The sequence below is a fragment of the Vibrio sp. Vb1026 genome (assembly GCF_033338745.1).
GTDB classification, from domain to species: Bacteria; Pseudomonadota; Gammaproteobacteria; order Enterobacterales; family Vibrionaceae; genus Vibrio; species Vibrio alginolyticus.
Map to the genome: position 1 here is coordinate 628254 of NZ_JAWOTH010000001.1, position 14142 is coordinate 642395.

General features: G+C 47.7%; 11 protein-coding genes. 4 read left to right on the top strand and 7 right to left on the bottom strand.

Features of this window, described 5'->3' with window-relative positions:
- Nucleotides 1-128 precede the first annotated feature (128 nt).
- Nucleotides 129-1520, bottom strand: a complete 1392-nt coding sequence (locus tag R7E47_RS02885; RefSeq protein ID WP_318083700.1) for a TolC family protein — start codon at nt 1518-1520, stop codon at nt 129-131.
- 135 nt (nt 1521-1655) lie between these two features.
- On the bottom strand, nt 1656-2078 hold the full coding sequence (locus tag R7E47_RS02890; RefSeq protein ID WP_318073897.1) for a hypothetical protein: 423 nt from the start codon (nt 2076-2078) through the stop codon (nt 1656-1658).
- 311 nt (nt 2079-2389) lie between these two features.
- Between R7E47_RS02890 and fdhF the strand changes: the two genes are divergently transcribed.
- Complete coding sequence (gene fdhF / locus R7E47_RS02895) at nt 2390-6628, top strand: formate dehydrogenase subunit alpha (RefSeq protein ID WP_318083701.1); 4239 nt, start codon at nt 2390-2392, stop codon at nt 6626-6628.
- A 391-nt stretch (nt 6629-7019) separates the two neighbouring features.
- Nucleotides 7020-7391, top strand: a complete 372-nt coding sequence (locus tag R7E47_RS02900) for a hypothetical protein (protein WP_005375433.1) — start codon at nt 7020-7022, stop codon at nt 7389-7391.
- A 109-nt stretch (nt 7392-7500) separates the two neighbouring features.
- On the opposite strand, the gene R7E47_RS02905 is transcribed toward R7E47_RS02900, so the two are convergent.
- The 4 genes from R7E47_RS02905 to R7E47_RS02920 all read right to left on the bottom strand — a co-directional run bounded on the left by R7E47_RS02905 (nt 7501) and on the right by R7E47_RS02920 (nt 11478).
- Nucleotides 7501-8598 (bottom strand): ABC transporter permease, encoded by a 1098-nt coding sequence (locus R7E47_RS02905; RefSeq protein ID WP_017635233.1) that lies wholly within the window; start codon nt 8596-8598, stop codon nt 7501-7503.
- Nucleotides 8598-9524: an ABC transporter ATP-binding protein gene (locus R7E47_RS02910; RefSeq protein WP_054701300.1), complete on the bottom strand. Its 927-nt coding sequence runs from the start codon at nt 9522-9524 to the stop codon at nt 8598-8600. Before R7E47_RS02910 ends, R7E47_RS02905 begins: the two co-directional genes overlap by 1 nt.
- 4 nt (nt 9525-9528) lie before the next feature.
- Nucleotides 9529-10479 (bottom strand): HlyD family secretion protein, encoded by a 951-nt coding sequence (locus R7E47_RS02915; RefSeq protein ID WP_017821513.1) that lies wholly within the window; start codon nt 10477-10479, stop codon nt 9529-9531.
- Between the two features lie 207 nt (nt 10480-10686).
- A complete protein-coding gene (locus tag R7E47_RS02920; protein WP_017821512.1) occupies nt 10687-11478 on the bottom strand; it encodes a PhzF family phenazine biosynthesis protein in 792 nt (263 codons plus the stop codon).
- Between the two features lie 187 nt (nt 11479-11665).
- Here R7E47_RS02920 and R7E47_RS02925 point away from each other — a divergent pair, with 187 nt between their 5' ends.
- Together R7E47_RS02925 and R7E47_RS02930 are read left to right on the top strand one after the other, a co-directional pair.
- On the top strand, nt 11666-12199 hold the full coding sequence (locus R7E47_RS02925) for a YbhB/YbcL family Raf kinase inhibitor-like protein (RefSeq protein ID WP_158173167.1): 534 nt from the start codon (nt 11666-11668) through the stop codon (nt 12197-12199).
- Nucleotides 12200-12218: 19 nt separating this feature from the next.
- Nucleotides 12219-12998 (top strand): AraC family transcriptional regulator, encoded by a 780-nt coding sequence (locus tag R7E47_RS02930; RefSeq protein WP_017635229.1) that lies wholly within the window; start codon nt 12219-12221, stop codon nt 12996-12998.
- Nucleotides 12999-13034: 36 nt separating this feature from the next.
- Here the strand turns inward: R7E47_RS02930 and arsB are convergent, their stop codons facing one another.
- Nucleotides 13035-14090 (bottom strand): ACR3 family arsenite efflux transporter, encoded by a 1056-nt coding sequence (gene arsB / locus R7E47_RS02935; protein ID WP_005385145.1) that lies wholly within the window; start codon nt 14088-14090, stop codon nt 13035-13037.
- Nucleotides 14091-14142: the final 52 nt, after the last annotated feature.

Genomic DNA, 14142 nt, shown 5'->3' on the forward strand with positions numbered 1-14142 from the left:
CAGCGTTGTTGCCTGCTCTCGTTCACCCAAATCACATAGAGGATCCCTTAGTTTGTTAGGGAAAGTGCTCATGGGATTCTCTCGTTTGCCGCCTAGCTGTAGCCCCAACTGTCTTGGGGAATCACAAATTAATATGTCGAAATAGAGCGAGCTTCCGGTGAAGCCACTTGGTAGTCGAAACCACCGAGTAGGGTGGCTAAATTGCTGTTTGCGACATTGAGATCGGTCAGCAGACGTTGTTGCTCTAATTGCAGAGCCAACTCGTCAGTCGTGGCAGAAATCACATCGTTAAACTGCGCTGTGTTGTTTTGATAACCTCGCTCAACGGCTTGAATGCGCGCTTTCGCTTGAGGCAATAAGGTGGATTGATAACGTTCTAAACGCTGGGTTAAGTTGCCGCGATCAACCAGCAAAGTGTTCACCTTGGCATTCATCTGCGTCAGTAAGGTGTCCTTTTGTGATTGTGCCGCGCCAACTTGGTATTGAGCGGCCGCGAGAGTGCGATCTTGGCGGTCACCGGTGAACAGTGGAATGTCCATGGTGAGGTAAGCGCTGACCAAGTCTGATGCGGGTTCACCCATCATGTTGTCGGCTTGGCGGTAGGCGTACATTACTTCGACGCCAAATTGTGGGTTGTAGGCTTGCTCAGCAATTTCCACCTGAGTTTTATTGGCAGAGATGCTGACGTCGGCCATCTTAACCATCGGGTGTTGGCTGAGTTGCTGATAATGCTTGGTGGAACCCTGACTTGCAGCAAGTTTGCTGTTCAGTGTGTCCCAATTAAGTTGATTGCTCGCGTGCAGAGCCTCTTCGTTCGCCAACCAATCTGACCCCAACCATTCGGAGAGTTGAGAGATAAGACGACGTTGCATTTGTGCATTGGCTTGCAGTTTCTCATCCAACTTGCTGACTTGAAGTTGGGCGTTAAGCAGATCTTGCGCTTCACTCTTACCAATCGAATAGTTGGTTTGAATAAAGCTTTCCATCTCCTTCATCAACTTGCGGTTCTCAAGCATGATTTGTTCAGCGCGTTGCTGGTAACCAAGTTCTAACCAAAGTTGAGTCATGCTGTTGGCTACCTCAAGCTCACGAGCATGCACTTGAAGCCCAAGGCCGTCGGCTTGTTGGTTGGCTTTCTTCTGTTGCAAATCAAGGGTAGATCCACGCTCAAACTGTTGCATTAAACCAACGGAGATATTGGTCATTGGGTCTTCATCGAATTTGAAGCTGTCGACAGGCAAGCCACCAAAACCCACTTTCAGTTTTGGGTCCATCAAGGTCGCGCTCGCGACGCCCGTTTCACGCATGGCAGCAGATTGCGCAGAGTATTGCTTACGATTGCCATCGTTACCCAAAGCGACGTTGATCAGTTGGGCAAGCTTGGTCGTTGAAGCTCGCTCACTTGAAGCGGAATTTTGCGCTGCTTGCGTCTCTTTATCTGCGGCGTTAACCAAGGTTGGCGCAGCGACCAGAGCCACCATAAAAATAGGTGCAGCTATGCGGTATGGTTTGATATCCATAATCTAAATCCAGTGTTCGCCGGATCGATGGAGGTGCGGATTTTATTGCGGGAACAGTAAAGCCTTGTTACCTCATCGTTCAGGCGCATTAAAACAACCTGCGAGATATACGCAGGGTCGAATGCTAGGACGGATTTAGGCTATCGGAGGTCGGTACAGGTCGCGGCTGACGTGTACGACTGGGGAAGCAACTTCAGGAGTAATAGTTGCGCGATAGACGACGGGAATCGGGCTATTGACAGGATTCGGTAGGGAGACGAAAACTATCGTACACGCGGCAGTACAGCAGGTATGAACCATGCCGGAGCCTCCACCACAGTTCATGCTGGTTTCTCTTGCATCGCCATCTTCGGACATAGAAGCGTCAGTCATGGAGACGTCCATCATGCCAGGCATACCGCAGTGTTCGCTGTCACTCATCATAGAAGGATGGTGAGCCATGCCAGTAGACATCATTTGAATATTCATCAACGGCTCACTGTTCGCCACACTAGATACCAATAGTACTAGCGTCGTGAAGAGAGTTAACCAGATTGTATGCAGCGATTTTAAGTGCATACCTTTTCCCATGTGTTTGATGAAAATGATGAAAACCCTTCGATTCTAAAGGTTAACCTAAGGGTAAGGTCAATCATTTATTTTATTATCAAAATAGTCCACCCCTTCAGTTTTCGCACTTTCGAGGGAGTAAAACGTTTGTTAAACACCGAGTGTTGAAAGTTAGCGAAAGAAGCTCTCGCTTTTTATGACACGTGAAAAATGTGGTTTATAAGTTTTACATCACACTAACTTGTCTTACAAATGATTATCCTTATAGAATGCATGGTTTTGCTTGTGCAGATTTGGATTTGCTTTGCTGCGGGGGTTGCATGATAGAAATTGTCATCGATGGAAAATATAGAATTGTAGAAGAGGGTCTAACCCTTTTAGAAGCAGCAAAAGTGTGTGGGGTCGAGATCCCATCGCTGTGCGGAATGAACAAAAGTAATGAAAAAGTACCGTGTGACTTGTGTGTAGTTGAAGTCGAAAGCGGCGGTACTAAGCGTGCGTGTGAACTCGAAGTTTACCGCGGCCTTAATGTGGTCACGCAATCAGAACAATTAAGCGAGCACCGCAGAAAAGCACTTAACCGCATCATGACGGACCATTACGCCGATTGTGAAGCGCCATGTAAAACCGCGTGTCCTGCGGGCGTGGATATCCAATCGTACCTTTATCACATCGCACAGAACGATCATCAAAAAGCGATTGAAGTGATTAAGCGTACGCTTCCTATGCCGTTATCGATTGGCCGTGTGTGCCCGGCATTTTGTGAGAGTGAATGTCGCCGCTCGTTAGTCGATGAGCCTATTGCAATTCGTCAGCTAAAACGTCATGCCGCGGATGCGGATTTGTCTGCGCATGAAGCCTACGTACCAGAAAAGAAACCAAGCAAAGGTTTGAACATTGCTGTCGTCGGCAGTGGTCCTGGTGGTCTGACAGCTGGCTACTACCTATCGAACGAAGGCTACGACGTTACGGTCTTTGAATCCATGCCAAAAGCGGGTGGTTGGTTGCGTTATGGCATTCCAGAATACCGTTTACCAAAAGACATTCTCGATAAAGAAATCGAACTGATGTGCCGCAATGGCATGCAAGTTCACACCAATCAAAAGCTGGGTGTGGATTTCACGCTTTCTCAATTGAGCGAAGAATACGACGCAGTGTGTTTGGCTGTCGGCGCGTCTCAAGCGGTCGAAATGCATTACACAGGCAGCGATCTTGAGGGATGCTACTTAGGCGTTGATTACCTAAAAGATTACGTTACCGAGCAAAACTATGTAACGGGTCAGAAAGTCGCGGTGATCGGTGGTGGTAACACGGCAATTGACTGTGCTCGTACTGCGCGTCGTGCTGGTGCAGACACCACGTTGATTTACCGTCGTACCCGTGACGAAATGCCGGCAGAAGACTACGAGATTGTCGAAGCGGAACACGAAGGGGTGAAATTCCACTTCTTGACCAATCCTGCAGAAAACCTTGCCGATGAAACCGGACGCGTGAATGCGATTCGTCTAGAGCGCATGGCGTTGGGTGAGCCGGATGCATCTGGTCGTCGCAGCCCTAAACCAACCGGCGAGTTCTTCACCGAAGAGTTCGACACCGTGATTGCAGCAGTATCGCAAAAGCCAGATCTGAGCTTCCTCGAAGGTGAAGATTTGTCGATTCCACTTACGCGCTGGAACACCTCTGATGCAGATGAAAAGACCATGCACACCGGCACGGGCAATATCTTCAGTATTGGTGATTTCCGCCGTGGTCCAGCAACGGCAGTTGAAGCGGTGGGTGATGGCCGCGTTGCGGCAAAAGCGATTGACCTGTTTTTGAATGGTGATATGGCGGATATGCCAAAGGCAGCGTTCAACTCGCGTAAAGAGAAGAAGCTCTCTCAAGTCGATCCGCTTCACTTCGAGAACATCCAGAAAGTCGCTCGATCTATCATGCCTGAGCTGACTCCAGCACAACGCGAGCAAAGCTTCGCTGAAGTGGAGTTGGGTTTTGATAACGAAGAAGCAATGAAAGAAGCAGCGCGCTGTCTAGAATGTGGCTGTCAGGCAAATACCGATTGTGCGCTGCGTGATTACTCCACCGAATATGAGGCTGAGCAAAGCTTTGACTTCTCCTTGCAGATTAAATCGCATCAAGATTGGTTAGATCTTCGTGCGAAAGACTTGCGTCATAAGTACGAAGTTGACCGCAGTTCTGAGTTTATTGAGTTTGATGCTAACCGCTGTATTAGCTGTGGTCAGTGCATCCAAGCGTGCCGCGACAAAGCCGTACACGGTGTACTGAACTTCGTGTGCGATAAACAAGGTCGTCCGGCATTACGTCCTGACGATCGTCCACACTTTGGAAGTAACAAGAATGGCTTAACCCTAATGGGTGATTCGAACTGCGTGCAATGTGGCGCGTGCGTTCAAGTGTGTCCAACGGGCGGAATGGTCGATAGTCGTGACCGTTCGCAAGGCCGTACTGAAGATCTGAAAGCGGTTGACACCATTTGTACATACTGTGGTGTGGGCTGTAAGTTGACCATGTTCGTGGACGAAGCAACCAATACGATTCGTTACGTGAAAGGCGGTGACTCGCCGGTTAACCAAGGCATGCTGTGTGTGAAAGGGCGCTTTGGTTTTGACTTCATTGGCAGTGAAGAGCGTCTTACCACGCCATTGATCCGTAAAGATGGTTGGTTGCAGCCTGCGAGCTGGGAAGAGGCGATTCAACTGATTGCGAGCAAGTTCTCTGGCATCAAGCAAGATTTTGGCAGCAACGCATTGGCGGGTTTCTCTTCAGCGAAAACCACTAACGAAGACAACTACGCGTTCCAAAAATTTGTCCGTCGTGAACTGGGCACTAACAACGTCGACCATTGTGCGCGTTTGTGCCACGCATCGAGTGTAACCGGTCTTGAGGCGTCACTGGGTAGTGGTGCAATGACCAACGACATTCCAAGCATTAAGCACTCGGATGTGATCTTCATTATTGGTTCGGATACCACAGCGGCGCACCCGATTATCGCTTCACATATCAAACAAGCAATTCGTCACCACGGTGCTCGTTTGATTGTGGCTGACCCGAAACGTGTTGATATGGCAGAGCATGCTGAGCTGTATATGGCGCACCGTCCGGGTACGGATGTGATGCTCCTAAATGGCGTCATGCAGCAGATCATCAAGAACGGTTGGTACGATCAAGAGTACATCGAAGAACGTGTCGACGGCTTTGATACCTTGTTGCAAGAGGTGATGTCGCCAGCTTACAACCTCGATAAAGTGGAGTTGGTTACGGGCGTAAAAGCCGAAGACATTCAAGCAATGGCGCGCATGATCGGTACGGCAGATCGTACGGCTGTTTACTATTCGATGGGTATCACTCAGCATACGACAGGTCATGACAACGTGCGTTCTATCGCTAACCTGCAATTACTGTGTGGCAACATCGGTATTGAAGGTGGTGGTATCAACCCGTTGCGTGGTCAATCAAACGTGCAAGGCGCGTGTGATATGGGTGCTTTGCCAAACAGCTTCCCGGGCTACCAAAAGGTATATAACCCAATTGTGCGTCAGAAGTTTGCGATTGAATGGAACGCACCAAATCTGCCTTCTGAACAAGGTCTAACCCTGACAGAAATCATTGATGCGGCTTGCCATCGTGACGTTCGTGGTATGTACATCATGGGTGAGAACCCAGTATTGAGCGACCCGAACCAAGCGCATGTGATTGAAGGTTTAGAAGCACTCGATTTCTTGGTGGTTCAAGACATCTTCCTAACGGAAACTGCGCAATACGCGGATGTAGTTCTGCCTTCTTGCTCGTTTGCAGAGAAAGCGGGCCACTTCACCAATACGGAGCGTCGTGTTCAGCGTGTGAATCCGGTCGTAACGGCGCCGGGTGAAGCGAAAGAGGATTGGTGGATTATTCAAGAAATCGCCAATGCCATGGGCAGTGATTGGGATTACCATTGCGTGTCTGATATCACCAATGAAATCGCACGAGTGACGCCTCAATACGCGGGTCTTCGTTGGGATGCCATTACGCCAAACGGTGTGCAATGGCCGAGCAACAAGAACAACCCTGCCGGTACTCGCATCATGCACCAAACCCAGTTTACTCGTGGTAAAGGGCAAATGGTGGGCGTACCGTTCCGTTATGCGGCTGAACTGCCAGATGAGGAGTATCCGCTTGTGTTAACGACTGGTCGTGTGCTTGAGCAGTTCCACACCGGCACCATGACGCGCAAAACCAAAGGGTTGGATAATCTTGCTGGCCCTCGTGCGATGGTGAGCGTGGAAGACGCAGAAGCGCTTGGCATCAGTAATGGTCAGCGTCTGACGGTGTCTACACGTCGCGGCAGCATTGAGATTGATGCTTTTGTGACTAAGCGTATTCAAAAAGGAGTGGTGTTCATTCCATTCCACTTTGTTGAATCGCCGGTGAACCGTTTAACGACAACGGCGACTGACCCGCATGCGAAGATCCCTGAGTTCAAGGTCGCTGCGGTTAAAGTGGAAGTGAGCGAAAAGACAACGCAGACAGAGTCTCTCGAAGATAGTTACCAACACGTTTAAATTCGGCGAGTCACGTTGTTGTGGGCACTGACAATTTGAGCCTAGTTGATGGGCGGATAATCTACTCTTGATTTCCGCTCTCACTACATTCACTCGGATTGTCTTTTTCTTCAAACTCCTTTTACTTTTCTGTTATCACCGCGCTCCGGTTAGTTTTCCTTTCTTACTTCTTACTTCTTACTTCTTACTTCTTACTTCTTGCTGTCTCTGTGGCGTATTTTTGTTCAAGCCCATGATGAGAGTGCAATAAAGTTTGTTGTTGAGCTTGTCATAGAATTGACTGTCTCTGACTGTCCCCTGTTATTTGGGCAAGTTCTATAACCTAAACTTTGCTCGCTTCCTATACTGAATTAACGAAGCAAGATTTTTATAACAACAAGAGGAAGCTTGTATGACAAGAACAACCTCATTTGCACTCGTTTTATTACTTATGTGCGCATACTTTGGTTACAACCGTTATTATGTATACCCCCAGCAGTTGGAAACACAGGCGAAATCGATGCTAATACAAATGGCAAATCGCGAAGAGTGGGTAGATGTGTTTGAGATGATGAATCGCGTAGACGCGCATAAGGGCCATTTGGAACTTGTTGCTGACGTGACATCCTCTGATGGTCAGCGAGCGTACAGTGAAGGTATTATCACGTATACGGATCGCGAAGGCGTTGTCTGTAAACAGGTAGTGTTCAACTTTAAAATAAACTCTTTGAAAAACTACAATATTTCCGATTTACGAGATTGTTCCTACGGTGAGTACTATTAATATTGTCTGAGAGTTGAGCTCGATAGCACAGTGTATGAATACACAAACAAAAAATAGCCCTTCGTTGGGGCTATTTTTGTTTTTAAGGAATGAACGCAATATCGTGGGATTAGTCGAGTGATTTTTTGAAGCGAAATGAAGCGACAATAAGGCCGATAACAGTGAATCCAAGTAACCAGACTGTATCTCGCCATAGCTCCATTAAATCTGCACCGCGCAGTACCACACCACGAATAATGCGCATAAAGTGAGTGGCTGGGAGGGCTTCTGATATCCATTGTGCCGCGACGGGCATTCCTTCATAAGGGAACATAAATCCGGACAGAAGAATCGACGGCAAAAGAATAAACACCGTCATCTGCATGGCCTGAAGCTGTGTCGTTGCAATGGTGGATATCACCAAACCTAAGGTTAAACTCGCGGCGATAAACAACAGTGTGCCAAACAGTATCTGACTAATGGCGCCGTTTATCGGCACGCCAAATATCCAGTGACCCAAGCCTAAAATGATAAACACCTGTATCAGACCAACAAAGATGTAGGGAATGATCTTCGCCACCATGAGTTCGATGGAGTGGATGGGTGTGGTAATCAGTAACTCTAAATTGCCACGTTCTCGTTCTCGGACAATGGCTGCACTGGTGAACAAGATCATCGTCATGGTCAGAATCACACCCAACAAACCAGGGACAATGTTTACCGCCGAGCGCCGACTCGGGTTGTAATACAGCGCAACTTCAAAGGTTTTGGTTGGGGCAGGGCGTATCTCAAAATCAAAATCCGTTAACGGCATGGTTTGTAGTGAGAGAATCGCAGAACTGATCATGGTGTCTGAACCATCCACAATCCACTGCCCAAGCTCTCTGCCTTGCACCATACGTTGGGTTAAGTCGCTAGGCAGAATTAAAGCCGCTCGCACCAAACCGTCTTGAATGGCTTGCTCGGCTTCTGAAGCGGTAGCGAAGGTTTCGACCACATCGACCACTTGCGTGACTTTGACGGACTCGGTGATCACACGCCCGGCAGTACTGCCACTTTGATCGACGACGCCAACGGGAATGTTGCGAATATCGGTATTTATGGCAAAGCCGAACAGCAGGAGCTGAATCAACGGGATCATCACGACCATGCCAAAGGTAATGCGGTCACGTGAAAGCTGACGGATCTCTTTGATCATTACCGCTTTCATACGGGCAATAGATTTCATCATTGGCGACCTTCTCCCGTAACGCTGACAAACACATCTTCCAAGCTAGGACGAGCAATGTTCATCTCGCAGCCATCAAGCTCAGGAAAGGTCTGGGTTAACCATTCGATCGGTTCTTCGATGTGCTGGTGGATTAAAATGCGTAAGCGAATGCCGAGCTGTGCGGCTGAGCGTACTTCTTCGCGTCGAATGACTTTCTCTTTTAGCTCGCGTAAATTATCCGCTTTGACTTCGACGATGTTAACGCCCATTTGCGCCATGAGTTCTTCTGGCTCACCATCGGCGCGGATTTCGCCCGCTTCCATAATCGCCAGACGATGGCAGCGTTCTGCTTCATCCATGTAGTGCGTAGTGACCAAAATCGTCGTACCTTGGTCAGAGAGATCAAACAATTGCTCCCAGAAATCGCGTCGGTTTTCTGGGTCAACCGCAGATGTGGGTTCATCGAGAAACAATAGCTCTGGTTTGTGCATAGTGGCTGCGGCGAGAGACAAGCGTTGTTTCTGGCCGCCACTCATTCCGCCGACGCGCTGTTTACGCAGTTGGTCGAGCCCGTAGGTGGCTAGTTGTTCTTCGATGCGAGCTTTCAGAGTCTTGGTTTCCATACCAAAGATTTGTCCAATAAACTCAAGATTCTCTTGAACCGTCAGGTCATCATAGAGGGAAAACTTTTGTGTCATGTAGCCAATCTTGAGGCGCAGAAGCTCAGATTGTTTTGGGATCTCTAGCCCGAGTACATCGACATTGCCCTCGCTTGGGCTAAGCAAGCCCGTCAACACACGAATGGTTGTCGATTTACCGCAACCGTTGGGGCCAAGAAAACCATAAATACTGCCTTTGGGCACATTAAGCGTGATGTTGTTGATGGCGGTGAAGTCACCAAACTTTTTCACTACATTTTCAGCTTGAATCGCGTATTCGGTCATTGGCTTACTCCACCAAATCCACTTGCGCTGGGATACCTGAAGGCAAGGATTGTGCGGAGTCTTGAAGGTCGACTTCTGCTAAGTACATCAAACGCGAACGTTCTTCCTCGGTAAGCGCGAAATAAGGCGTGAATGAAGGCTCAGTTGCTACCCAACGAACGGTACCGCTATACGGTTGCTCAACGCCATCTACATGCACGTTAACCGTTTTACCCGGCACAAAGTCGACTCGATAGTTAGCAGGAACATAAACGCGAGCGTATGGGACGCGGCTGGCTTGAATTACGGCAACAATACCATTAACAGGAACGCGTTCACCAAGGTTAAACGGTAGGTTATCTAACAAGCCATCTCGCGTGGCCGTGATGGTGAGTTCTGCCAGCTTTTGTTCTTGCAGTGCTACATCGGCTTTTGCAGCCATGAGTGCGGCTTTCGCTTGTTCAATATCTTCAGGGCGAGAGCCAGCCGTCAGTTTACTGAACTCTTCTTGTGAGGAGTCCAATTCAGCGCGGGCAGAATCTCTGGCTGCTAAAGCGGTGTCTTTTTCTGATTGGCTGATGAGTTTCTTGCGGACTAACTCCGCTTTACGTTGGTAGTTCTTTTGCGCTTCAACCAATTGAGCTTCCGCTCTGGCAACGCGTGCTTGCGCTGCGGCAATGTCTTCTGGTCGCTCACCATTGGTCAATTTCAAAAGATAGGCGTCAGCCTTGGCTTGTTCGGCAACTGCGTGAGCTAAAACGGCTTCTTGGTTCTTTGTATCGAGCTGAACCAGCACTTCTCCTTCGGTGACTTGGCTGCCTTCCTTAATGGGTAGGGCACGAATTATCTCGCTAGAGGTGGCAGTGAAGGTTACGCGGTCACGTTCTAATGTGCCAAGGGCTTGCTGTCCGTCATCTTTGGAACAGGCAGTTAAAAGAGTCAGGGCTAGGGTGCCAAGAATGATTCGCTTCATCATGCGACGCTTCCTCTAAGAAGGTGAGCTCGAACTCGTATCAAGCTATAGAAGAGTATGGGACTGCATTCAGTGTAACGTGAGTCAGTTTTGTCCGGCTAGGAAGTTAATTCCTTCAATATTCATCAATTGATTAATTATTGAAGCTGGCTTGATCCTGCGGAAGCCGTGCTTTACTTGGCTCTTTTAAGTTGATTACATGAAAATCATTTAAACAAAAATCTTGCCTTTCATGTAGAGCACGCCGTCGCCAGATACTCTTACTTGTTCGCCAGTAACTTCACAGTGCAAAATGCCTCCGCGCTGAGAAGCTTGGTAAGCGACCAGTGATGTTTTGCCTAACGCTTCTGCCCAGAACGGTGCTAACCCAGCGTGAATCGAGCCAGTTACGGGGTCTTCGTCACCACCATTTGCAGGCCAAAAGTAACGAGATACAAAGTCTTGTTGATCGCCTTTTGCGGTAACGACCACATCGTAAGGAGCGAGTGTCTTGAGGTGCTCTGAACGGTATTGAACCTCAAGTACCTCCTGCTGGTTGCCGACCACCACGAAATACGCTTGAGGGCTAAGCAGTACGCGTTCCACATCGCAACTTAGGCCTTCAATCAATGCCGAGGGAATATCAGAAACGGCTTTTGGAGGACGAGCAGGGAACGTCATCTCGATCTTACCTTGCGCATTCTTCTCTACGGTGAGGGTCCCTACTTCCAGAGTATGAAATTCAATCGTGCCATTAATGCCAAACTCATCAAACAGAACTAACGAAGAGGCCAGTGTTGCGTGTCCACAGAAATCGATTTCAGTAATCGGAGAGAACCAACGAATCTCATATTGGTTTGCGCCAATGGACTTTAGGAAAGCCGTCTCTGATAAGTTGTTTTCTGTCGCGATATTTTGCATCAATTCTGGGGCTAGCCATTCCTCTAACGGTATCACCGCTGCTGAGTTGCCTTTGAATTGCGTATCGGTGAAGGCGTCCACCACGTAGATATCCAATTCCATTTTCCTTCCTTGTTCCGTGAGCGATTAATTAGCATAAACCAAGTGCAATTAAGAGAGTAAGAAATTTGTGTTAGAATCTTAAAGTGTCAAAATTATAGATTATTTTGTGTTTTTTGATACTTACTGACAAGGATTCGGACTGCTGGGTACTTACACTAGTGTTGAATTCATTGAAAGGAAGAAAAACATGAAAGCGATCTACAAATCAGTTTTGGTATTGAGTGTTTTTGCGGTCGGTTCTGCCCATGCATTTGAACTCGTGAGTAGAGATATTCAAGAAGGCCACCCGATGGCGAAGACATTTGAATACTCTGGTTGGGGATGTGATGGCGGGAATCAATCACCACAATTGATGTGGAAAGAAGCTCCAAAGGGCACAAAAAGTTTTGCGATCACCGTGTATGACCCCGATGCGCCAACAGGCAGTGGTTTTTGGCATTGGATAGCGTTTAATATTCCATCCACCGTTAGCGAGCTGCCTCGAGGCATTGATATGAACAAGTTAGGCGGCAAAGAATCTCGTATTGACTACGGCACAACGGGGTTCGGCGGCGCGTGTCCTCCAAAGAATGATGGGATGCATCGTTACCAGTTTACGGTGTGGTCATTGCCAACTGAAGAACTGAATTTGGCTGAAAACACGCCTCCAGCCATTGTAGGGTTTACTTTGAATAGTGTTGCTTTGGGTAAAGCGACATTAACCACGACTTACACGCGATAATTGAATATAAGGGGAGAGAATGGGTCACCAATATCAGGTTACGCTGTTTCGTGCGGAGCAGCAGCAGAAGCTTCGTAATGTCAGGATTCACTCCCCAAGCCTTATTCAGATTGTTAAGGGGAGTAAACATCTTTTCTGGAAAGATGAAGTACTCGACATCCATGATCCAAATATCATGCTTTGTGAAGCAAATGCATCCCTAAATTTTGAAAACCTTCCTCTACAAGGGCGATTTCTTTCTCGAATGTTCAGTTTTCACTGTGTGCCTAGCGATGAAATGTTGGAGCTAAGCATGAGCAACGCATTAGGAAACTATGTACCCGTTGTTGAGACAGATAAAGCATTGAAAGCGACGTTAAATGCTTTGTTTTCGTTTGAGCGGGAAAGCTTAAGTGAAGCGACACAACGCTATTGGATTATGGGCCTATATCAGCAGCTAGCTGAGAGAGGGTTATTGCATCGGTTGTTCTCGAGTTCACATATCTCTTTTAGTCAGAAACTTAGTCGTTACTTATCGCGCTCTCCAGGGGAGGAGCATCCATTAGACATGGTCGCGGGGCACTTTGCTATGAGCCGAGCAACATTGATACGCAAACTGAAACAAGAAGGTACCCAGTATCGTGAAGTATTGGCAGAAGTGCGCTTAAATCACGCACTTTACTTGATGCAAAATGGCTCGTATAACGTTGCTATGCTCGCACAGTTGTGTGGTTATCAGTCAGAGGGGCGTTTTAGCCAACGCTTTAAAAGTAAGTTCGGCCTAACGCCCAGCGAGTATATTAAAACGGTAGTGAGTTAATGTTTTACCGCTTTTGTATTTTTTGTGCTTTTTAGGTTAGCCATAATATTTGGCTTTCATTCGCAATGCTACATTCACCAAAGCAATCAATACAGGCACTTCGATCAGCGGGCCAATGACACCAGCAAAAGCTTGGTCTGAGTTTAGGCCAAACACCGCGATAGAAACCGCAATTGCCAATTCAAAGTTGTTGCCTGTTGCCGTGAAAGCAATTGACGCGTTTTTGTCGTAGTCGATGCCCATTTTCTTACCAACGAAGAAGCTGACAAAGAACATCAACACAAAGTAGATAGCCAGTGGAATTGCTACACGGAATACATCCATTGGCAGTTCAAGAATCATTTCACCTTTCAAGCTGAACATCAGTACGATGGTCGCAAGCAGGGCGATAAGCGTAATTGGTGAAATGCGTGGGATGAATACGTCGTTGTACCATTGCTCACCTTTCGCAGCGACCAGCCATTTACGGCTTAGGAAGCCCGCTAGGAATGGGATACCAAGGTAAATCAGAACGCTTTCCGCGATGTCCATCATCGAGATATCAACCACGAAACCTTCGTAACCAAAGACTGGTGGCAACACAGTGATGAATAACCATGCCATCACACTGTAAGTCACGATTTGGAAAGCGCTGTTTAGTGCAACTAGGGCTGCACCGTATTCTTTGTTACCGCCACCGATATCGTTCCATACCAATACCATGGCAATACAACGAGCAAGACCAATCAGAATGATACCAACCATGTAACCCGGATGATCACCTAGGAAAGTCAATGCAAGGATGAACATCAAAATAGGGCCGACAATCCAGTTCATGACCAAAGACAGCGTGATCGCTTTTTTATCTTTCGTCACTGTGCCTAGCAAGTTGTAGTTCACCTTTGCGAGTGGCGGGTACATCATCAAAATCAAACCAATCGCTAGCGGTACGTTTGTGCTACCAACTGACATTGACTCGTTCCACTCAGCAACTTGAGGGAATGCTGCGCCAATACCTACACCGATTGCCATTGCCACAAAAATCCACACCGTTAGGTAACGGTCCAAGAAGCTCATTTTGTCGCTGGCACTATTTAAAACTTGAGTAGTCATAGTGTTCTCTTATTCGTTTATCGTCGAAAGGCGATAGTTAAAGGTATAGTTT